The organism is Ruegeria sp. YTSC199, from assembly GCF_059609725.1.
The window spans coordinates 124414-144983 of record NZ_JBXWMF010000002.1 but is presented as its reverse complement, the minus strand read 5'-3'; the positions used below and the strand labels follow the sequence as shown (position 1 = coordinate 144983).

At 59.9% G+C, this 20570-nt stretch carries 19 protein-coding genes; 8 read left to right on the top strand and 11 right to left on the bottom strand.

Features of this window, described 5'->3' with window-relative positions:
* The first annotated feature begins 141 nt into the window (after window positions 1-141).
* Complete coding sequence (locus AC2FEE_RS02395; protein ID WP_496862817.1) at window positions 142-1347, top strand: multidrug effflux MFS transporter; 1206 nt, start codon at window positions 142-144, stop codon at window positions 1345-1347.
* A 65-nt stretch (window positions 1348-1412) separates the two neighbouring features.
* Window positions 1413-2810: a helix-turn-helix domain-containing protein gene (locus AC2FEE_RS02390; RefSeq protein ID WP_496862815.1), complete on the top strand. Its 1398-nt coding sequence runs from the start codon at window positions 1413-1415 to the stop codon at window positions 2808-2810.
* Window positions 2811-2885: 75 nt separating this feature from the next.
* Here AC2FEE_RS02390 and AC2FEE_RS02385 read toward each other — a convergent pair whose 3' ends face one another.
* From AC2FEE_RS02385 to lysE, 6 genes are all read right to left on the bottom strand, one after another.
* Entirely contained in the window at window positions 2886-3125 is a 240-nt protein-coding gene (locus tag AC2FEE_RS02385; RefSeq protein ID WP_496862813.1) for an HP1242/YdcH family protein, read from the bottom strand.
* Between the two features lie 78 nt (window positions 3126-3203).
* Entirely contained in the window at window positions 3204-4862 is a 1659-nt protein-coding gene (gene betA, locus AC2FEE_RS02380; RefSeq protein WP_496862811.1) for a choline dehydrogenase, read from the bottom strand.
* 72 nt (window positions 4863-4934) lie between these two features.
* Window positions 4935-6443 (bottom strand): choline-sulfatase, encoded by a 1509-nt coding sequence (gene betC, locus AC2FEE_RS02375; protein ID WP_496862809.1) that lies wholly within the window; start codon window positions 6441-6443, stop codon window positions 4935-4937.
* Window positions 6440-7012: a choline-binding transcriptional repressor BetI gene (gene betI / locus AC2FEE_RS02370; protein WP_496862807.1), complete on the bottom strand. Its 573-nt coding sequence runs from the start codon at window positions 7010-7012 to the stop codon at window positions 6440-6442. The genes betC and betI overlap by 4 nt, the downstream gene beginning before the upstream one ends.
* A gap of 90 nt (window positions 7013-7102) precedes the next feature.
* Window positions 7103-8011 (bottom strand): DMT family transporter, encoded by a 909-nt coding sequence (locus tag AC2FEE_RS02365; RefSeq protein ID WP_496862805.1) that lies wholly within the window; start codon window positions 8009-8011, stop codon window positions 7103-7105.
* A 40-nt stretch (window positions 8012-8051) separates the two neighbouring features.
* Window positions 8052-8651 (bottom strand): L-lysine exporter, encoded by a 600-nt coding sequence (gene lysE / locus AC2FEE_RS02360; RefSeq protein ID WP_496862803.1) that lies wholly within the window; start codon window positions 8649-8651, stop codon window positions 8052-8054.
* 87 nt (window positions 8652-8738) lie between these two features.
* Between lysE and AC2FEE_RS02355 the strand changes: the two genes are divergently transcribed.
* Window positions 8739-9629: a LysR family transcriptional regulator ArgP gene (locus tag AC2FEE_RS02355; protein WP_496862801.1), complete on the top strand. Its 891-nt coding sequence runs from the start codon at window positions 8739-8741 to the stop codon at window positions 9627-9629.
* A gap of 9 nt (window positions 9630-9638) precedes the next feature.
* On the opposite strand, the gene AC2FEE_RS02350 is transcribed toward AC2FEE_RS02355, so the two are convergent.
* A complete protein-coding gene (locus tag AC2FEE_RS02350) occupies window positions 9639-10904 on the bottom strand; it encodes an MFS transporter (RefSeq protein ID WP_496862799.1) in 1266 nt (421 codons plus the stop codon).
* A 146-nt stretch (window positions 10905-11050) separates the two neighbouring features.
* Entirely contained in the window at window positions 11051-11791 is a 741-nt protein-coding gene (locus tag AC2FEE_RS02345) for a YebC/PmpR family DNA-binding transcriptional regulator (RefSeq protein WP_480590034.1), read from the bottom strand.
* Window positions 11792-11901: 110 nt separating this feature from the next.
* On the opposite strand from AC2FEE_RS02345, the gene AC2FEE_RS02340 reads away from it, so the two are divergent.
* The 4 genes from AC2FEE_RS02340 to AC2FEE_RS02325 all read left to right on the top strand — a co-directional run bounded on the left by AC2FEE_RS02340 (window position 11902) and on the right by AC2FEE_RS02325 (window position 17028).
* The gene (locus AC2FEE_RS02340) at window positions 11902-13674 is read left to right on the top strand and encodes an SLC13 family permease (protein WP_496862797.1); all 1773 of its coding nucleotides are present in this window, start codon (window positions 11902-11904) and stop codon (window positions 13672-13674) included.
* 16 nt (window positions 13675-13690) lie between these two features.
* Window positions 13691-14425, top strand: coding sequence for a glutamine amidotransferase (locus tag AC2FEE_RS02335; RefSeq protein ID WP_496862795.1), 735 nt, complete (start codon window positions 13691-13693; stop codon window positions 14423-14425).
* Window positions 14426-14497: 72 nt separating this feature from the next.
* A complete protein-coding gene (locus AC2FEE_RS02330; protein ID WP_496862793.1) occupies window positions 14498-15355 on the top strand; it encodes a bile acid:sodium symporter family protein in 858 nt (285 codons plus the stop codon).
* A gap of 11 nt (window positions 15356-15366) precedes the next feature.
* Window positions 15367-17028 (top strand): FAD-binding dehydrogenase, encoded by a 1662-nt coding sequence (locus AC2FEE_RS02325; RefSeq protein ID WP_496862791.1) that lies wholly within the window; start codon window positions 15367-15369, stop codon window positions 17026-17028.
* A gap of 10 nt (window positions 17029-17038) precedes the next feature.
* Here the strand turns inward: AC2FEE_RS02325 and AC2FEE_RS02320 are convergent, their stop codons facing one another.
* The 3 genes from AC2FEE_RS02320 to AC2FEE_RS02310 all read right to left on the bottom strand — a co-directional run bounded on the left by AC2FEE_RS02320 (window position 17039) and on the right by AC2FEE_RS02310 (window position 20247).
* Entirely contained in the window at window positions 17039-17473 is a 435-nt protein-coding gene (locus AC2FEE_RS02320; protein ID WP_496862790.1) for an META domain-containing protein, read from the bottom strand.
* Window positions 17474-17572: 99 nt separating this feature from the next.
* Complete coding sequence (locus AC2FEE_RS02315) at window positions 17573-19351, bottom strand: SLC13 family permease (RefSeq protein WP_496862789.1); 1779 nt, start codon at window positions 19349-19351, stop codon at window positions 17573-17575.
* An 80-nt stretch (window positions 19352-19431) separates the two neighbouring features.
* A complete protein-coding gene (locus AC2FEE_RS02310; RefSeq protein WP_496862788.1) occupies window positions 19432-20247 on the bottom strand; it encodes a TIGR00282 family metallophosphoesterase in 816 nt (271 codons plus the stop codon).
* An 89-nt stretch (window positions 20248-20336) separates the two neighbouring features.
* Between AC2FEE_RS02310 and AC2FEE_RS02305 the strand changes: the two genes are divergently transcribed.
* Entirely contained in the window at window positions 20337-20570 is a 234-nt protein-coding gene (locus tag AC2FEE_RS02305; RefSeq protein ID WP_496862787.1) for a putative hemolysin, read from the top strand.

The window sequence follows — 20570 nt, the reverse complement described above, 5'->3', positions numbered from 1 at the left end:
ACGCTTCAGGCCCAAAGCATCTTTCGGCAAATTTGCAAAGTTACCGCAACAAACTTATGGAAAACTGTAAATTTGCTAAGTTTTACAGTGAGACGCAGTCTTGGATAGCATTCCCTGAAACGGTCACTATACATGTGAACCATGCAGTTCAGTTCATCTCGGGCGCACCGCTCGCCCCCTACGATATCGACGTTGGTTTTGCTTTCTGGGCTGTCCGCGCTCAGCCTGAACCTGTTCCTGCCCAGCCTGCCGAACATGGCGATACATTTTCAGGCCGACTACAAGGTGATGCAGTTGTCAATTGCGCTGTACCTTCTGGTCAATGCGATACTGCAAATCCTGATCGGCCCCATCGCGGATAAGGCCGGGCGTCGGCCCGTCATGCTGTGGGGGCTGGCGTTGTTCTTGATCGCAACTCTGGGCTGCATCTTCGCCCCGAGTATCGAAGTTTTTCTGGCCTTCCGGATGTGCCAGGCCATCGTGGTCGTCGGCATGGTGCTCAGCCGGGCGGCGGTGCGCGATCTGTATGATCAGGATCAAGCAGCCTCAATGATAGGCTATGTCACAATGGGCATGGCAGTTGTGCCCATGATTGGTCCGGCGATTGGCGGTCTGCTGGAAGAGAGCTTTGGTTGGAAGGCCAATTTCTGGCTGCCCTTTGCATTGGGTGTAATGACACTGGCGCTGACCTATGTCGACTTTGGCGAAACCTCGGCCAAAAGCGGCAAAACGCTGATACAGCAGTTCCGCGAATATCCGGAATTGCTGCGCTCACCCCGGTTCTGGGGCTATTCGCTGTCGTCCGCCCTCTCCTCTGGCGCATTCTTTGCCTATCTGGGCGGAGCCCCCTTTATCGGCACTGAACTCTTTGGCCTCAGCGCCGCGCAGGTCGGAATCTATTTCGGCGCGCCGGCGATTGGGTATTTCTTCGGCAATTTCTTCAGCGGGCGCTATTCGATCCGTTTTGGCGTCAACCGGATGGTGCTCTGGGGATGCTGGCTGAACGCAATCGGCGTCGCCCTGTCAGCCATCCTGTTTCTGGCTGGCTTTGGAACAGCGCTCAGCTTCTTCGGCTTCATGACCTTTGTGGGGATCGGAAACGGCATGACAATCCCCAATGCCACTTCGGGCGCCCTGTCCGTACGCCCCCATCTTGCCGCAACCGCTTCGGGACTGAGTGGCGCGATCATGCTGGGCGGCGGCGCTGGCCTAAGCGCCCTGGCAGGAGCCCTTCTGACCCACGAAACCGGTGCGATGCCACTGCTTTGGCTGATGCTGGCAACATCCGCGCTGGCGATCTGCGCCATCGTTTCGGTCATTCACCGCGAAAGGCAGTTGGGCCTGTAACACCGCTTGCGCCGACTGGTTTGCAAAGTTAGCTTGCGACAACAGAAAAGTTGCAAAGGCACGCCATGGCCACCCAAAAGCTTTATGCCGGTGCGAAACTGCGCGAAATGCGCACGCGCCTTACCCTGACGCAAAAAGAGTTTGCCACAAAACTTGGCGTTTCTCTGCCCTATCTGAACCAGATGGAGAACAACAACCGTCCGATCTCGACTACGGTTGTTCTGGCGCTGGCGCAGGAATTCGGCATGGACGTGACCGAACTGAGCACCGGAGACAGCGAGCGTCTGGTCTCGGACATGCGAGAGGCGCTGGCTGATCCGGTGTTCGACGACATGCCACCGCTGGCCGATCTACGCCTCACTGCCTCAAACGCCCCCGCTCTGGCCCGTGCATTCATCGCTCTGCACAGAACCTATCGCCAAACCCACGAACGGCTGGCCTCTCTGGACGAGGCTTTGGGCCGTGAAGACGCGCAAATTCAGGCCAGCCCGTGGGAAGAAGTGCGCGATTTCTTCCACTATTGCGACAACTACATCGACGCAGTCGACCGCGCCGCCGAGCGGTTTTCAACCCGTGCCGAAGAGGCAGGCGGCATCCGCGCCGCAGCCATCAACAGCCTTGGCGAGCGCGGCATTCGGGTGCAGTTCGTGCATATTCCCGAGACCCGGAAATACGATGCCGACAGCAAAACGCTGCAGCTCTCATCCCGAACTGCACCGCAAACACAGGTGTTTCAACTGCTGCTGCAGGTGGCGCTGATCAGCCAGGACAAGCTGCTCGACGCGACGCTGGACTTCGCCAAGTTCCAAAGCGACGAGGCCCGCGCCATCGCCAAGATTGGTCTGGCCAACTATTTCGCCGGGGCTTCACTGATGCCCTATGACGCATTTCTGGCCGCCGCACAGGAATACCGCCATGATCTGGAATTGCTCAGCAACCGGTTCGGTTCGTCAATCGAGCAAGTGGCGCACAGGCTCTCGACACTCCAGCGCCCCGGAGCCAAGGGTATCCCGTTCTTCTTTGTGCGCGTCGATCAGGCCGGAACCATCACCAAGCGCCACTCGGCCACGCGCCTGCAATTCGCCCGGTTCGGCGGCGCCTGCCCCCTGTGGAACGTCCACCGTGCCTTTGAAACACCCGGCCATTTCCTGCGGCAACTGGCGGAAACACCGGATGGTGTCCGCTATATCTCATTGGCAAGGGATGTGTCGAAATCGGGCGGCTCCTTCGGCGCGCCCGTGCGCCGCTATGCCATCGCCCTAGGGTGCGAGATCCGCCACGCCGAAGCGCTGGTCTACGCCGACAACCTCGACATTAACAACGCAAGCGCCTACGAACCCATCGGCATTTCCTGCCGCATCTGCGAGCGGCAAAACTGCCACCAACGCTCGGTCCCGCCTCTGGAACGCCGCCTGTCAATTGACGCCCATACTCGCGGCACCCTGCCCTATGAAGTCACCTGATCTTCATCCGGCCGGAAAATGCCTCGGGGAATATGCGGTCCACCGCGACGGGGGCATAGCCCCCGCGCTTATGTTTTAGACCTTAGACAGGATCGACCAGATCTCATCTTTCAGCGCGGCACGCTTCTTGCGCAGCTCGCCTTCGGCCAGATCTTCCATCGGTTCAATGTTGGTTTCCGCGCGGTGCACGACGCGGTTTACCTCGTGATACTCATCCGCCAGCCGGGCGAAATGCGCATCCGATTGCTTGAGCTGGCTCATCAGTTCGACTTTTTCCGGAAACTCTTCGGCCAGTTCATGCGGGGTGTGGGACATTCCTGTTCGCTCCTAAACTATGTCGTTGCGATTCAGGTCTAGACATGTTTCCCACCCCCCGCTTTGACGCGGATCAAATCACCGCTGCGCAGTCGCCCACGCCGGGTGAATCCACGGGCGGTCATTGGCCCTTGGCAAGGCTTCTTTACCCAGCAGGTGATCCGACATCTTCTCGCCCACCATGATCGATGGCGCGTTGAGATTGCCGTTGGTGATCTGCGGAAAGATCGAGCTATCGGCGACCCGCAGCCCGTCTACTCCAATCACACGACCCTCTGGATCAACAACTGCGTTCTTGTCATCGGCCCGCCCCATACGGCAGGTGCCGCAGGGGTGATAGGCGCTTTCGGCATGTTCGGCGATGAACCCGTTCAGCTCTTCATCGCTCTGCACGTCCGCTCCCGGTTGGATTTCCTTTCCAGCATAGGGTTTGAACGCATCCTGCCCGAAAATCTCGCGGGTCAGACGGATACACTTACGGAAATCTTCCCAATCTTGCTCGTGGCTCATGTAGTTGAACCGGATCACCGGTGCGTCCTCTGGCTTGTCCGAACGCAGCGTGACAGCCCCGCGTGACGGCGAGCGCATCGGCCCAACATGCGCCTGGAACCCGTGCCCTTCCGCCGCGGCCTGGCCGTCGTAACGCACAGCGATGGGCAGGAAGTGATACTGGATGTCCGGATACTCGACACCCGGGTTCGAACGGATGAAGGCTGCGCTTTCGAACTGGTTCGACGCACCAAGACCGGTCTTGGTGAACAGCCACTGCGCCCCGATCAGGCCCTTGCTGACCAAGTTCCAGTGCTTGTACAGCGTGATCGGCTGTAGCGAGGCCTGCTGGATGTAAAGCTCCAGATGGTCCTGCAGGTTTGCGCCCACACCCGGACGGTCGGCCACAACGTCGATTCCGCGCTCGACCAGATGAGAAGCCGGACCGATCCCCGACAACATAAGCAACTTGGGTGAGTTGATCGAGGACGCAGCCAAAACCACCTCGCGCCGGGCACGGATGACTTCCTTTTTGCCGCCACGGATCAACTCAACGCCTGTCGCACGGCCACCCTCTATCACGACCCGAGACGCCAAGCCGCGCACCACTTCGCAATTGTCACGCTTGAGGGCGGGCTTTAGATAGGCATTTGCCGCCGACCAGCGCCGCCCTTTCCAGACGGTCTGCTCCATCGGGCCAAAGCCTTCTTGCTTTTCACCGTTATAGTCGCCTGTGACCTCATACCCCGCCTGCTGGCCAGCATCGACAAACGCCTTAAACAGAGGGTTCTCACGCGGGCCGCGCGATACGTGCAGCGGGCCGTCTTTACCGCGCCATTCGGGGTCTCCGCCATGGCCGCCATCATGCCAGGTCTCCATGCGCTTGTAGTACGGAAGCACATCCGCGTAAGACCAGCCATCCGCGCCCATTTCAGACCAGGTATCAAAGTCGCGCGCGTGGCCGCGCACATAGACCATACCGTTGATCGAGGACGACCCACCGATCACCTTGCCGCGTGGGCAGGCCAGACGGCGGTTGTTCAGATGCGGCTCGGGCTCGGACTCATAGCCCCAGTCATACCGCGCCATGTTCATCGGATAGCTCAGCGCAGCGGGCATCTGGATGAACGGCCCGGCGTCGGTGCCGCCATGTTCGATCACCAGAACCGAGGCCCCGGCCTCGCTCAGGCGGTAAGCCATCGCGCAGCCTGCGGACCCTGCGCCAACGATGACGAAATCTGCTTCCATATTCAGGTCTCCATAGCCCGCCGAACCACGTTTGGAACTGTTCGGCAGGAGTGTTTCTCAATAACGAAGAGGTTATTCGCCGCGCGGGAAGCGCTGGCTTTCCTCGACGGTGTTCAGATCCATATGATTGCGCATGTAGCGTTCGGACGCTTTCTGCAGCGGCTGGTAGTCCCACGGATAGTAACCACCCTGCCGCAGCGCTTCGTACACGACCCAGCGACGAGCCTGGCTGGCGCGTATTTCGGCGTCGAACTGATCCAGATCCCAGCGGGCCTCGGATTTCGCACGCAGCGATTCCAAGGTTCCGGCATGGGCGGGATCTTCGGCGAGGTTCACCCGTTCTTGCGGGTCGACCTCAAGATCAAACAACTGATCGGGATCCAGCGCACAACGGTTGTACTTCCACTTGTCATAGCGCAACGAGACCAGCGGGGCGTAGGATGCCTCGGCTGCGTATTCCATCGCTACCGGCGCGTTTCGCTCACCACCTTGCGCCAAAGGCACGAGGTCTTCACCATCAGTCCACGGCGCAATCTCGGCCATGTCCACGCCTGCCAGCGCGCCCAAAGTAGGTGTCACGTCGATCGTCGAAACCGGCGTGTCGATGCGCCCCGCAGGCATACCCGGTGCCGAGATCATCAGCGGCACGCGCGACGAGCCCTCGAAGAAGGTCATCTTGAACCACAGGCCGCGTTCGCCCAGCATATCGCCGTGATCCGAAACGAAGAGGATGATCGCTTCTTGCCGCGTGGTTTCCAACACCTCGAGAATCTCGCCGATCTTGTCGTCCAGATACGAGATGTTCGCGAAATACGCACGGCGGGATTTGCGGATATCTTCCTCGGTGATATCAAAGCTGCGCCAGTCGTTGGCATCGAAGATACGCTTGGAATGCGGGTCCTGGTTGTCATAGCCAAGGTCCGAAACCTCGGGCAGCAGGTGTTCGCAATCCTCATACAGGTCCCAGTATTTCCGGCGTGCCACGTAGGGGTCGTGCGGATGGGTAAAGCTGACGGTCACACACCACGGGCGGTCATCATTGCCTCGCGCCAGATCATAGAGCTTGGCCTTGGCGTTATAGGCAACCTCGTCGTCGTACTCCATCTGGTTCGAGATTTCGGCCACACCCGCACCAGTCACCGAGCCCATATTGTGGTACCACCAGTCGATGCGCTCACCCGGCTTGCGATAGTCCGGTGTCCAGCCGAAATCGGCGGGGTAGATGTCGGTGGTCAGGCGGTCTTCGAAGCCGTGTAGCTGATCAGGGCCGACGAAATGCATCTTGCCCGACAGGCAGGTGTAATAGCCCGCGCGGCGCAGGTGGTGCGCATAGGTGGGGATGTCGCTGTTGAACTCAGCGGCGTTGTCATAAACGCCGGTGCGTGACGGCAACTGGCCGGACATGAAGCTGGCCCGCCCCGGCGCACATAACGGCGAGGCCGTGTAGGTGTTGGCAAACCGTGTCGATCTCTCGGCCAGTTTCTTCAGGTTCGGAGCATGCAGCCAGTCCGCGGGACCGTCGGGAAAGAGGGTTCCGTTGAGCTGATCCACCATGAGGATCAGAATGTTAGGTTTTGTCATTTTTCAGCCTCGAGCAGAGTGTTGAGAACACGCATCGCGTGTTTCACGGCCAGTTGGGGATCTTCGGGGGCGCTAAGCGCGGCGCGAATATACAGCCCGTCGATCAGAGCGATCATATTCTCAGCCGCTTCGATCGGGTCTTTCATCAATGGGCGTAGGGCGTGAATTAGATTGGATCGGATACGCGACTGATAAATCTGCCATAGACGCAGGGCGTCGTCGTTTGTCTGAGCCAGAACGTAAAACGTCATCCACGCGGCGATAACATCAGGCGTAAAGCAGGATGGCGCAAAGGAAGCGCGGATGATGGCCTGCGCCCGTTCCTTCGGCGCGGCTTTTTTCAGCTCGCCGCGAGACTCGGCGCCAAAATCAGACAGGATGCGTCGCATTGCGGCCAGAAAAATCTGATCCTTGCCGCCAAAATAGTGATGCGCCAGGGCGCTGGACATCCCTGCCCGTTTGGCGATCTGGCTGACGGTCACGTCAAGGGACTTCTTCGACCCAAGCTCGGCAATTGTCGCGCGAACGATCGCGTCGCGACGGATTGGCTCCATTCCGAGTTTCGGCATAGCTGTCCTCTCCCAACGTTAAGTGGAGAAAACGCTACGGGGTTTTTATTGACTCGTCAATTAATAACCATTTTGACGCGCTGAATGTCGCTACAGCTTGGGCGCAATACTGGGGGTGGTCAGGTTACTGCGGTTCAAAACCGTCTCGCGCCAGGCGATGAAGCTGACGGCGGTCAGGATCAGTGAGCCGCCCGCGACAACCCAGATGTCGATGCTTTCATGAAAGACAAGCGCACCCAACAGCGTGGCCCAGATCAGTTGCAGGAAGGTTACCGGCTGCGTAACCGCCACGGGTGCCGCTTTCAGCGCAATTGTCATGAAATAGTGGCCTGCCGTGGCAAAGCTGGCGACCAGAAACAGCACGCCCAGATCGCGCAGGCTGGGCGGTGTCCAGACGGCCACCGCAAACGGGATCAGGGCAATCGTCACCCAGATCGACATATGTGCGACAACAACTGAAGGCGGAAGATCACGTACAAGCGCCTTTGCAATCAGGTAAGAACCGCCGAGTGCCAGAGACGTACCCAGCATGGTCAGTTGGCCTGCGGAAACTTCGCGGAATCCGGGACGCAGAATGATGAGGACGCCAACAACTGCAAAACAGATCGCCGCTATCCGGCGAAAGGCCAGTTTCTCTCCCAAAAATAACGCCGCGCCCAATGTCACATAGACGGGGGTCATGTAGTTCATCGCCGTGACCTCGGCCAAGGGGATTTGCGTCATCGAGAAAAACCACAGCATCACAGCCACAGCATGCACGATCCCGCGCACACCGAACAGGGTCAAGTGTTGGCGTGTCAGATGTGTTGTCAGAACAAGCTTCAGGGCTGGCAGCAGAAAGATCAGGCCAAAAACGAATCGAAGAAACGCCGCCTGAATCGGGTCCATCTTCGAACCCAGCGACTTGACCAGCGCGGTCATGACAACAAAGGACACCCCGGCAGCAAACATCCAGAACATGCCCACCAGGGGGCGATATGCGGGTGCATGAGTTGTCATGTTAACGGTTGAACACCGAAACCCCGACCGGGGCAACCCATCACATAGCAACGAGTTTGAGAGCAATCCCCAGCATGACAACGCCGATCACCACGTCCAGAACCTGCCAGGCGCGCGGCCTGGCAAAGACCGGGGACAGGATGCCAGCGCCGTAGCCGAGCGAAAAGAAGAATACGAAGCTGGACGACATCGCGCCCAACGCAAAAGCCATCCGGTCGTCATACTGGGCCGAGATCGACCCAATCAGAACAACCGTATCCAGATAGACATGCGGGTTCAGCCAGGTGAATGCCAGAACCGTCAGCAGCACCGACTTCAGGCTGGCGCGCTGTCCCTCGGCCACGTCCATCACCGCGCCCCCACGCCAGGCTGATTGCAGGCTGCGCAGACCGTACCAGGTCAAAAAGATCGCCCCACCGTACCGCATCACCGTTTCGAACCAGGGCGCTGCCGCCGTCAGCGCGCCGAACCCCGCGACACCTGCTGCGATCAGGAGGGCGTCCGACACCGCACAGGTCAGGCACAGGGGCAGCACGTGCTCGCGCCGCAGCCCCTGACGCAGCACAAAGGCGTTCTGCGCACCGATGGCGAGAATAAGGCTGAAGCCCAAAGCAAAGCCTGCGATCAGGGATGTAGACATGTGACCTCCTGTGGTTCCGAGGCATTGACTACGGGTATTGCTGCCCTCTATCAAATTAAAGATGTTGATCTCAGTTAAGCTTGACTAATGTTGCTTGATCCCAATCACCTGTCGGCGCTGTCTTCCATCCTGCGCCATGGCAGCTTTGAAGCCGCCGCTGCCGAGCTGGCCGTGACGCCCTCGGCCATTTCACAACGGATCAAGGCGTTGGAGGATCGCGTGGGTGCCGCCCTGATCCATCGCGGCACGCCTTGCACTGGCACTCCGGCGGGGTTGCGTATCGCCCAACATGCCGACGATATCGGTCTTCTTGAGGCAAAACTGGCCCGGGAACTGACCTTGGATCAGGCGACTGGTCCGGCACGTGTACGCGTGGCCGTACCCGCTGACGTATTGGCGACATGGTTCATCGATGCAATGGCGCAGGTTGATGGATTACTGTTCGATCTGGTGGTCGACGATCAGGACCATTCCGCGGAATGGCTGCGGCGCGGAGAGGTCAGTGCCGCCATCACGGTGGGCAGTCAAATGGTTGCAGGCTGCGACACCTCTGATTTGGGGGCGCTGCGTTACATTGCAACCGCGAGCCCTGGCTACATGCGCAAGTGGTTCGCCGATGGGGTGAACGCGCGCACGCTGGCCCGGGCACCTTGCCTGACCTTCAATCGCAAGGACAGCCTGCAGAAATCATGGATCACCGAACAGACCGGCCAAGACATTAAACCGCCCTCGCATTTCCTACCCTCACCGCAGGGCTTCGTGGGCGCAGCGATGGCCGGGATGGGTTGGGGCATGAACCCGATCGGACTGGCGCAGCAAGCCTTGGATGACGGGCGATTGGTTCCATTGTTGCCTGATGCGCCCCTTGACGTGCCTCTGACATGGCAAGTGGGCCGCATTCTTTCCGCTGCGTTGGCTCCGCTGAGTGATGCAGTCAGACGGGTTGCGACGCAGGCACTCCTGCCCACTCAGCCCTGATTGGGCGTGTCAGGCCGGCTCAGACTCTTTCACGTTGGGTAAAACCACCCGGTAACAGGTAATAGCGGCAAACAAGCTGACGAGAACAATGAAGAAAACCGCCCAGGCAACTTCGTGCATATGAGCGACGGCGGCCAATGCGGCCGACAGGATGACCGCCGTGATCCGACAGATGCTTTTGATCGCAGCGGCCCCTTTGACGCGCTGATCCTTGGGGGCCACATCCAAAAAATACAGCTTTCTGGCCCCGCTGACGCCTGTCACAGCCACCGTCACGATGAACAACGCCACCGCATGAAGATGCACCGCATGATCGACCCCCAGAAAATGCACCGCCAACAATGCGCCCCCGGTAACGGCCACCATCAGGTTGCCCACCACCATCACAGCCCGGTGCGACTTCATGTTCACCAACTGCCACAAAGGGGCCGAGACCAGATACCCCGACGCGGATGAGATGATCATGGCCGTCAAACCTTTGGCTGACGCGTGATGCGCCTCGGCCGCGATCAGGGCGAAGAACGGCACCGACAGGGACACCACCACCAAAGGTATGCGCATGACCATGTAGTGGCGGAACCAAGCCTGATCGAACATAGCCCTAATATCGGTGAAGTTCTCAGAGAATTTCCGTTTCCGCACTGGCGGCGCGTCGGCGTTAATCGGTGTGTCCTTGCCTATCTCGGACATGGCCAGAATGCACAGGCCCGACAGAACGAAGAACGTGACCGAGACGGCAATTACCGCAGAGTGGCGTGAAAAGGGCGGGTTTTCCTTGGTGATCTCATGCACCAGCAACACCAATCCGATGGCCCCCAATCCGCCAAAACCAAGCTGCAGGTAGTGCAAGACCATCCGCGACTTGGAATGTACGTGGTCGCCGAGCAGGTCGGTATACATCAACGACTGAATCTCTTCGATCAGACCAATCAAAAAAAACGCCGCGACGAAGGCCATTCCGATGGCTGGAACCACCCCGGTCGACGCGACCAGCACCGCCATGACAAGGCAGGCACCGATGGCAATTTCGGTCAGGGCAATCCCGCGTTTCTTCTTTTGCCGGGCTGCAATCGGCTGCGCCAGAAACACATCCGAGATCATGCTGCCGACCATTCGGACCGACACCAGCGCCCCGGCAATGAACATTGGCAGTTCCAGCGACACGGCCAGAAACGGCAGAACCACCGAGGGACTGCCAAGTGTCCAAGCGACCTGAGACAGGATGCTTTGCCCGGCCAGAACCGGAATGTTTCGTTTGGGTGCGGTGTCCGTCATGCGCTCACTTGGGTCATCTACGCTGCGAAGAGAACTGCCTGGCTGCAAGCCTATAGGGATACAAGCCACCGGCCAAGAACCACATGAGCTACAAAAGAAAAACCCGGCCAACGGCCGGATTTTCCAAGAATGCTATCTGGCGCAGGTCAGAGTTGCGCCATGACCTCGTCCGTGGCTTCGAAGTTGGTCGTAACGCGCTGCACGTCATCGTCGTCTTCCAACGCATCGACCAGCTTCATCAGCTTTTGCATGTCGTCCAGACCCAACTCGGTCGTGGTGGTAGGTTTCCAAACCAACTTGGTCGACTCGGTCTCGCCCAGCGCGGCTTCCAACGCGTTCGAAACGTCATTCAGGTCGGTATCGGCGCACCAGATGATGTGACCTTCCTCCGAGCTTTCGACGTCTTCGGCACCCGCCTCGATGGCAGCTTCGAACACGGTGTCGGCATCACCCACTGATGCAGGGTAAACCACCTCACCCTTGCGTTCGAACATGAACCCGACTGAGCCGGTCTCACCCAGGTTGCCGCCGTTCTTGGAAAAGGTCGAACGCACGGTCGAGGCAGTTCGGTTGCGGTTGTCGGTCATCGTCTCGACGATGACAGCGACGCCATTGGGGCCATAGCCCTCGTACCGAATTTCTTCGTATTCGTCACCTTCGCCTGCAACCGATTTTTTGATCGCGCGGTCGATCACGTCCTTGGGGACCGAGTTCGACTTGGCTTCCTTAACGGCCAGACGCAGGCGCGGGTTCTTGTCTGGATCGGGGTCGCCCATCTTGGCAGCGACTGTGATCTCTTTCGACAGTTTGGAAAACAGCTTGGACCGCGCGGCGTCCTGACGCCCCTTGCGGTGCTGGATATTGGCCCATTTGGAATGGCCTGCCATGTTGCGTCCTCGTGATAGTGATTGCGTATTCGGCGCTCATATAGACGTTTGCAGGGCATGGGATCAAGAGAGCGGCTTGTTCAAGACCGCCTTGTGGGTATGGTGACGGCATGACGACAGACCAGATTATTCTTTTTGCCCTTTTCGCAACTGTATTTGGAATGCTTCTTTGGGGGCGCTTCCGTTATGATCTCGTAGCCTTTTCCGCGCTGTTGATTGGTGTCGTGCTTGGTGTTGTACCCGTCGACAATGCCTTTGCCGGGTTTGGCCATCCAGCGACCATAATCGTAGCCTTGGTACTTGTGGTCTCGGCCGGGTTGGTTCGTTCCGGCGCAGTGTTCCTGATCACCCGCACACTGGTCGATGCCTCGCGGGGCCTCGGTGCGCATATCGCGCTGATGGGTGGGATAGGCGCCGTCTTGTCGGCCTTCATGAACAATGTGGCCGCACTGGCCCTGCTGATGCCGGTGGATATCCAGACCGCGCGTAAGGCTGGACGGTCGGTGGGCCTGACCCTGATGCCGCTGAGCTTTGCTACCATTCTGGGCGGCATGGCGACGTTGATCGGTACGCCTCCGAACATCATTATCGCCTCAATCCGGCAGGAAACACTGGGCGAGCCGTTCAAAATGTTCGACTTCGCCCCTGTCGGTGGAATAGCGGCAATAGCCGGGCTGGCCTTTGTGTCGCTGATCGGGTGGCGGCTGATCCCGAACCGAGGGCCGCAGAAGGAGACTTCGGAGGCGCTGGCCGAGTATATTGCCGAACTGACCATCCCGCCGGAGTCGGCCCATATCGGCAAGCGGGTCAGCGAGCTTTATGAGGCCGCCGAAAAATCCGACGTCGCCATCATCGGCCTGATCCGCGATGGCAAGCGGCGTTATGGCCGATCCGCCCATGCGACGCTGAAACAGGGCGACGCGCTGGTTTTGGAAGCTCGGCCCGAGGCGCTGGATGAATTCCGCGCCGCGCTGAACCTCGACTTTTCGGACACGCGCCGTCAGGAATTGCTGACCGCCGAGGGGGATGGGCTGGAGGTGATTGAGATCGTCGCCCCCGAAAGCGCCCGTATCACTGGACGCACCGCGCAGGGACTGGGCCTGGCATGGCGTCAAAGCACTGTGCTGATGGGCATCTCACGCCAAGGCCGTCGCATCACCGAACAGGTCCGCAAGACCGAGGTTGAGGCCGGTGATATCCTTCTTCTTCTCTGCCCGCGCGACCGCAGCGCCGACGTGACCGAGTGGCTGGGCTGCCTGCCGCTGGCCGAGCGCGGGCTCAACGTCACCGCCAACGACAAGGCGTGGCTGGCCATCGGTCTATTCGCCGCCGCTGTCCTGGCTGCCAGCGTCGGGCTGATCTACCTGCCGATTGCTTTGGGGCTCGTCGTGGTAGCCTATGTCCTGACCAAGATCATGCCAATCGCCGATCTCTATAACCATATCGAATGGCCGGTCGTTGTGCTTCTGGGATCAATGATCCCATTGGGCAGCGCGTTAGAGACCTCGGGCGGTACCGAACTGATCGCCAATGCGCTGGTGCAACTGACCGACGGCCTGCCCGCCTGGGCCATTCTGACGGTGCTGATGATTGTCACCATGACCCTGTCGGATGTGCTGAACAACACCGCCACCGCCATCGTCGCCGCCCCGGTCGGTATTCAGATGGCACGCACACTTGAGGTCTCACCCGACCCGTTCCTGATGACGGTCGCCGTTGCGGCCTCGGCTGCGTTCCTCACGCCCATCGGGCACAAGAACAATACCCTTGTTCTGGGGCCCGGCGGTTATCGTTTTGGCGACTATTGGCGCATGGGGCTGCCGCTGGAAATCCTCGTCGTTGCAGTTTCCATTCCTGCCATTCTTGTCTTTTGGCCGCTTTGACGGGTAAAGGCACTGCATGAAACGATTTCTGATCCTGCAACTGCGCCCTGAGACCGAGGCGTCGGACGCCGAATACGCCTCGATCCTGGACAAAACCGGCTTGTTGCCGGACCAGACCCACCGCATCCGTCTGGATTGCGAGGACCTGCCCGCAGGGCTAGACGTCACCGCATATGCCGGAGTTATCGTCGGTGGCGGCCCCGGTTGCGTCAGTGACGATCCGGCTAGAAAGTCCCCGATGGATGCCCGCATCGAAGCCGCCATCATGGGTCTGATGCCGCAGATCACCGCGAAGGATCACCCGTTTATGGGCTGTTGTTACGGTCTGGGCATTCTGGCAGCACATCTTGACGGAGACGTCAGCAAGGACCAGTACGGAGAACCCGTCGGCCCCTCGACCTGCCAACTGACCGAGGACGGCGCGCGCGACCCGTTGACCGCTGGGCTGGACCAGACATTCGACGCTTTTGTTGGCCACAAAGAGGCCGTGCAGACCCTGCCCGCCGGGTGCGTTCACCTTGTGACCTCGGACCCTTGCCCGTTTCAGATGATCCGCTGGGGCCAGAACGTCTATGCCACGCAGTTCCACCCCGAGGCCAACGCGCAGGATTTCGAAGAACGCATCAACATCTACAAGCACCACGGCTATTTCCCGCCCGACGACGCACAGCGCCTGATCGATATCTGCCACGCGGCCGACGTTACCCAGCCCGGCGAAATCCTGCGCCGTTTTGCCCAGCGCTATGCGTGACCCAACGGCGCGGTTGCCTGAAACTTCGTCCCTCGCATAGGCTGCCCGGAACGGCTTTGGGAGGAGTTGTTCTTGGATCTGCTAATCAATGTCGGCCTGCCGCTGTCGCTGGCCATTATCATGCTGTCTCTGGGTATCGGGCTGCATATTGCCGATTTTCGCCGAGTCCTGACTCGGGGTTACCCTTTCGCCATCGGCGCGCTGAGTCAGGTGGTGTTGCTGCCGATTGCGGCGTTCATCACCGTCAAGCTGTTTGCCCTGCCGCCCGAGATTGCCGTGGGCTTCATGCTGCTCAGCTTTTGCCCCGGCGGTGTGACCAGCAATATCCTGACTAAATTGGCCAAGGGGGATGTTGCGCTGTCGGTCAGCCTGACCGCCGTGATCAGCCTGCTGTCGATGATGACCGTACCTGTCTTGGCCGCTTGGTCGATCACTCACTTCATGGGGGAAGACGCGCCCGAGGTCTCGATCACCGGTCTGGCGGTCGCCATGTTCCTGATCACCACACTGCCCGTGGCCATCGGCGTCGGTATTCGCCATTTCGCGCCCGCCTTCGCAGCAAGGATCGACGCACCGCTGTCCAAAGCTGCGACTGTTCTGTTTGTCCTGATTGTCCTCGCGGCGCTGGCCGGGAACTGGCAGTTGTTCATCGACAATCTTGGGATCATGGGTGCTGGGCTGGTCACTTTGAACATCGCTCTGCTTGCGATCGGGTTGGGGCTGGCGCGTGCCGCGAAACTGTCGTGGAGTGAAAGTAAGACGGTCTCAATCGAAACCGGCATCCAGAACTCAACACTGGGGATCACTCTGGCGGCGCTGATCACGGGAACCGACAGTGGGTTCAGTCCGCTGGCCCTGCCCTCGGCCGTCTACGGTATCATGATGTACGTCGTGGCCCTGCCGTATATCGCCTGGCTTCGCAGCCGCTGAAAGGACAAGACATGACCAACAATACTGCTGATGCCATCGTTGTGGGCGCCGGGCTGGCTGGGTTGGCCGCTGCGGCTGAACTGGGGGATCGCGGCAAGAAGGTGATCGTGCTGGATCAGGAGCCCGAGCATTTTCTGGGCGGACAGGCGTTCTGGAGCCTTGGCGGGCTGTTCATGGTCGACACTCCGGAACAGCGGCGGATGGGGATCAAAGACAGCCACGATCTGGCCTTACGCGACTGGATGGGCAGCGCCCAGTTCGACCGCGCCGAAGACGCCTGGCCACGCAAATGGGCCGAGGCCTATGTGGAATTCGCCGCCGGAGAAATGCGCCCCTGGCTGCATGAGATGGGCCTGCGCTGGTTCCCCATCGTCGGCTGGGCCGAGCGCGGAGGATCTTATGCGGATGGTCACGGCAACTCGGTCCCGCGGTTTCACATCACATGGGGCACCGGGCCGGGCGTTCTGAAACACTTCATCCGCCGTGTGCAGGACCATGTCCGCGCAGGGCTGATTGAACTGAAGTTCCGCCACCAAGTCAGTCATATCATCATGCAGAACGGTGGCGCCAAGGGTGTGTCGGGCGAGGTTCTGGCCGATGATACAGCCGCTCACGGAGCAAAAACCAACCGCGATGAGGTGGGTGAGTTCGAGGTCTATGCGCCCTCGGTCATCGTCACCTCGGGCGGTATCGGTGGCAATTTCGAGATGGTGCGCAAGAACTGGCCCCGCGACCGGCTGGGCGAGCCGCCCGAGGATATGGTGGCGGGTGTACCCTTCCATGTCGACGGTCGCATGATCGGCATCAGCGAAAAGGCTGGTGGCTACGTGATCAACGGCGACCGGATGTGGCACTACACCGAAGGTGTGCGGAACTGGAACCCGATCTGGCCCTCGCATGGCATCCGCATTCTGCCCGGCCCCAGCTCGATGTGGTTCGACGCGCGGGGCAATCGGCTGAAACCGCCCTGTATGCCGGGATTCGACACGCTGGGCACGCTGCGCGAAATCCTGAGAACCGGTCATGAATACAGCTGGTTCGTACTGACCCAGAAGGTAATTAAGAAGGAATTCGCCCTGTCCGGCTCGGAACAGAACCCCGACATGACCGATGGCGGCTGGCGCGAGGTGCTGTTCCAGCGCGTCCTGACGGGTTCAAAAGCCACCGCACCGGTTGAGGCCTTCAAGGAACACGGTGAGGATTTCATCGTCGCCAATACCCTGACCGAGCTGGTCAGTGGCATGAACCAGTTGGGCGGCGGTCTGATCGACGAATCTCACCTGCGCGCCCAGATCGAAGCGCGGGATAGTCAGGTTGACAACCCCTTTACCAAGGACGCGCAGATGGCGGCCATTCTGGCCGCGCGCAACTATCGGGGAGATAAGCTGATCCGCACCGCCAAGCCGCACAAATTCCTTGATCCGGCCAACGGCCCGCTGATCGCGGTGAAGCTGCACGTGCTGACACGCAAAACGCTGGGCGGGCTGCAAACCAATCTCGACAGCCAGATGATCGGTGCGGATGGTCAGGTCGTCCCCGGCCTGTTCGCCGCCGGAGAGGTCGCCGGGTTCGGCGGCGGCGGTTATCACGGTTACAACGCGCTGGAAGGCTCGTTCCTGGGCGGCTGTATCTTCTCGGGTCGCAATGCGGGGCGGTCGCGGGCCGTGGCCTGACCGCCCGACCTTATGGCATACGCACGAATTTCAGCACCGGCTCACCCGCGCTGTCCAACATGACCAAGCTGTCCCCTGCAACAGCATAGGTCACAACACTCTGCAGCGCGTCCAAAAACTGTCGCTCGACCTGTTCCATTTCGGGCGGGCAGGCCATCAGGGTTGCCGCGATATTGTCCGGAAAGTTGATCTTTTCACCCGACATCTCGACCTGCCCTTTAAAGCGGTTGCAGCCTCCGCTGCCACCAAAAGCTCCGTCGGACTCAAACGCGATCTCGGGGCGTTTTTCCATACCCAGAACGCCACCGTTCAACCCGATGGCGGACCATTTGGTATTCTCAAGACTCACCGGCTCGTTTGTGGTTTGGGCCGAGCTGTGACCGCCCAGCAACCCCAATACAACCGCACTGGCCACAATGGCCTGGCCTATCTTTGGAAAAGGCATGATCCTGTCCTTTCTCTTCAAGTGCTTTGAAGAGAAACATTGGGGTGGGATCAGAGATTACAAGGTAAGCGCCTAAAAACCAGCGGTTCCGCGCCGACCTTAAAGGGGCCAGATAAATGGGATCAGCAAGGACGCCAGCAAACCGACCGTCAGGTTCAACGGAACACCCACTTTGAGGAAATCGGTAAACCTGTAGCCGCCGGGCCCGTAAACCATCATGTTGGTCTGATACCCGATCGGCGTCGCGAACGAGGCCGAGGCGGCCACCATCACCGCCACCACCAGCGGGCGCGGGTCAATCCCGACTGCCTGCGCCAGACCGATTGCAATCGGCGTCACCACCACGGCCACCGCATTGTTCGATACCAGTTCGGTCAGCACCGAAGTCAGCAGGTAGACGGCCCAGATGATCAGGAAGGGCGGCAGCGCGCTCAGGCCCGGAGCAATCGCCTCGACAATAAGCGAAACAGCTCCGGATTTGTCCAGCGCCGCGCCGATGGCCAACATCGAAAAGATCAGCGCCAACAAGCGACCTTCGACAAAGGAAAACGCCTCATCCGCGTCGATGCAGCGGGTCAGCAGCACCACGGCCACGGCCAGAACCGACAGCAGCAGGATCGGTGCCACACCCAACGCGGCCAGCACGACGATCCCCACCAGCGCGCCAATGGCAACCGGCGCATGACTGCGCCGGAACGCACGGGCCGAGGGCTGGGTGACGTCAACCATATCCATGTCAGACGCCAGCTTTTGGATATCTGCCGGAGACCCTTCCAGCAGCAGCGTATCACCAACACGAACGACCAGATCATCCAGTTGACGCCCGATATTCTGGTTCCGCCGATGCACCGCCAGCACATAGACACCATACCGGCGACGCAGACGCAGCGCGCCAAGCGTCCGACCCACCATGCGGCAGCCCGGCGTGATCAGCACTTCAACCGTCTTGGTCTCAACCGCTGAAACCTGATCGACGCGCTTGAGTTCCTTGTTGCTTTGCAGGCTCAGAAGTTCGGTCATTTCGGTACGCAAAACCACGCGGTCACCGAGCTTCAGCTCAACCCCTTTCAGGTTGCGTCGCAGTGACTCGTCGCCCCGAATCACGTCGATCAGGCGCACGCCGGGGCGTTTGAACAACTGGACCCCTGTCACCTCGCGCCCGATCAGGTTGCTTTCGGGGGGAATGACCGCCTCGGTGAAAAACTTCATCTTGGATCGGTCGGACAGCAGCGAGGCCATGCTGTCGCGGTCCGGCAACAAGCGCGGCGCGATGAAACGCAGATATACCATGCCGTAGATCACCAGCGCGATGCCCAGCGGCGTGACCTCAAGGATCGAGAACGCTTTCATCCCCTGCGCCCGGGCCACACCATCCACCAGCAGGTTGGTCGAGGTCCCGATCAGGGTCAGCGTACCGCCCAGAATCGCCGCGTAACTCAGCGGGATCAGCAGTTTCGAGGCCGGAACGTTCAACGTGCGCGCGATCTGCACAAAGACCGGGATCATCACCACCACAACCGGCGTATTCGACACAACCGCCGAGGCCAGCACGACGAACGCCATCAGCAGACCGATTGCAAATCGCGGATTCACCTGCGCCTGCCTTTGCGCGGTCGAGGTAAACGCATCCAGCGCCCCGGTCCGCACCATGGCACCCATGATGATGAACATCGCCGCAATGGTCCAGGGCGCTGGGTTGGACAGCACGGCAAGCGCACTTTGATACGGCAAAATGCCCGTCACCAGCATGATGGAAACGCCACCGATGGCGACAACCTCGGTCGGGTAAACCTCGCGCAGGAACATGACGAACATGCCCGCAACGACCATCAGCGCCACGATTGCGCTGCCCGTTTCTGTCAGTTGAAGGAATTGCATTCTGGGTTTTGTGTCCGAACCTTGGCTTGGCTTGCGCGCCCGTCGGGCAGTTTCCCGCATTGCGCGCGGCAGAGCAAGCCTTACTGCGGCCCGGTCTGCTGCAGTCGCCCGCCAACGCGCACCATCTGCACAGATTTTGCCTGCCCGTCGCGGTCATCGGTCTCGACGAACACGCCGCTAAGCGTTGCCTCGCCGTTGGCCGGGGTGAACCGCGCCTTGGGCATCCCGGTGATGAAACGGCGCATCGGTTCGACCTTGTCCATCCCAATCACCGAGTCATAGTCCCCGCACATCCCCGCATCTGTCAGGTAGGCAGTGCCACCTGGCAAGACCTGAGCATCTGCGGTCGGCACATGGGTATGCGTTCCCACCACAAGGCTGGCGCGTTTGTCGCAATAGTGGCCCATCGCCATCTTCTCAGACGTCGCCTCGCAATGCATATCCACGATGATTGCCTGCGCCTGCCCGCCGCGGGGGTGCGACTTCAGGATTGGTTCAACGGCCGAGAACGGATCATCAAAGGGCCGTTTCATGAAAACCTGCCCCAGCACCTGCACCACCAGAACCTTGCGCCCGCCCGGTGCGGTATACAGGCGATGCCCCCGTCCCGGCGCGCCCTTGGCAAAATTGACCGGGCGTACGATGCGTGGCTCTTTCTCGATGAACTGCAACATGTCCTTCTGGTCGAACGCATGGTCCCCCAGTGTCAGGCAATCCGCACCCGCGTCCAGCAGTAGTTTGGCGTGATCCCCGGTCAGGCCCATCCCGTTCGAGGCGTTCTCGCCGTTGACAACAACGAAATCCAGCCGCCATTCGTCGCGCAAACGCGGCAGATGTTGCTGAATGGCCGTGCGTCCCGCGCGGCCCATGACGTCACCCAGAAAAAGTATCCTCATTCATCCTGTCCTAAGTGTGGTAATGCTCAAGCACAAGTGGTTAAGCTGCCTGCATAATCCGACAATGCGCTTGAAACGGGAGATTCCTGATGACACGTATCCTTCTGGCTGCCCTTGGCCTGACCGCATTGGCGGCTTGCGATGAGGCCCCGGCGATAGATTCCTCCACTCAACTAGCAAACCCCGCAGCGACGTTCTGCGTGGAAAGCGGTGCAAAATACCAAATCAGGGACGGTGACAACGGGCAATCGGGCGTCTGCATTCTACCGGACGGGCGCGAAGTCGATGCCTGGGAGTTCTTTCGCGAAAACAGCCCGACCTGA

Excerpts from the sequence above, each read along its gene's own strand:
- AC2FEE_RS02395 (WP_496862817.1), top strand. The coding sequence starts at position 142 with ATGCAGTTCAGTTCATCTCGGGCGCACCGCTCGCCCCCTACGATATCG.
- betA (WP_496862811.1), bottom strand. The coding sequence starts at position 4,862 with ATGGAAGCAGATTTCGTCATCGTTGGCGCAGGGTCCGCAGGCTGCGCG.
- AC2FEE_RS02325 (WP_496862791.1), top strand. The coding sequence starts at position 15,367 with ATGACCAACAATACTGCTGATGCCATCGTTGTGGGCGCCGGGCTGGCT.
- betC (WP_496862809.1), bottom strand. The coding sequence starts at position 6,443 with ATGACAAAACCTAACATTCTGATCCTCATGGTGGATCAGCTCAACGGA.
- AC2FEE_RS02335 (WP_496862795.1), top strand. The coding sequence starts at position 13,691 with ATGAAACGATTTCTGATCCTGCAACTGCGCCCTGAGACCGAGGCGTCG.
- AC2FEE_RS02315 (WP_496862789.1), bottom strand. The coding sequence starts at position 19,351 with ATGCAATTCCTTCAACTGACAGAAACGGGCAGCGCAATCGTGGCGCTG.
- AC2FEE_RS02350 (WP_496862799.1), bottom strand. The coding sequence starts at position 10,904 with ATGACGGACACCGCACCCAAACGAAACATTCCGGTTCTGGCCGGGCAA.
- AC2FEE_RS02385 (WP_496862813.1), bottom strand. The coding sequence starts at position 3,125 with ATGTCCCACACCCCGCATGAACTGGCCGAAGAGTTTCCGGAAAAAGTC.
- AC2FEE_RS02345 (WP_480590034.1), bottom strand. The coding sequence starts at position 11,791 with ATGGCAGGCCATTCCAAATGGGCCAATATCCAGCACCGCAAGGGGCGT.
- AC2FEE_RS02390 (WP_496862815.1), top strand. The coding sequence starts at position 1,413 with ATGGCCACCCAAAAGCTTTATGCCGGTGCGAAACTGCGCGAAATGCGC.
- AC2FEE_RS02320 (WP_496862790.1), bottom strand. The coding sequence starts at position 17,473 with ATGCCTTTTCCAAAGATAGGCCAGGCCATTGTGGCCAGTGCGGTTGTA.
- betI (WP_496862807.1), bottom strand. The coding sequence starts at position 7,012 with ATGCCGAAACTCGGAATGGAGCCAATCCGTCGCGACGCGATCGTTCGC.
- AC2FEE_RS02310 (WP_496862788.1), bottom strand. The coding sequence starts at position 20,247 with ATGAGGATACTTTTTCTGGGTGACGTCATGGGCCGCGCGGGACGCACG.
- lysE (WP_496862803.1), bottom strand. The coding sequence starts at position 8,651 with ATGTCTACATCCCTGATCGCAGGCTTTGCTTTGGGCTTCAGCCTTATT.
- AC2FEE_RS02355 (WP_496862801.1), top strand. The coding sequence starts at position 8,739 with ATGTTGCTTGATCCCAATCACCTGTCGGCGCTGTCTTCCATCCTGCGC.
- AC2FEE_RS02340 (WP_496862797.1), top strand. The coding sequence starts at position 11,902 with ATGACGACAGACCAGATTATTCTTTTTGCCCTTTTCGCAACTGTATTT.
- AC2FEE_RS02305 (WP_496862787.1), top strand. The coding sequence starts at position 20,337 with ATGACACGTATCCTTCTGGCTGCCCTTGGCCTGACCGCATTGGCGGCT.
- AC2FEE_RS02365 (WP_496862805.1), bottom strand. The coding sequence starts at position 8,011 with ATGACAACTCATGCACCCGCATATCGCCCCCTGGTGGGCATGTTCTGG.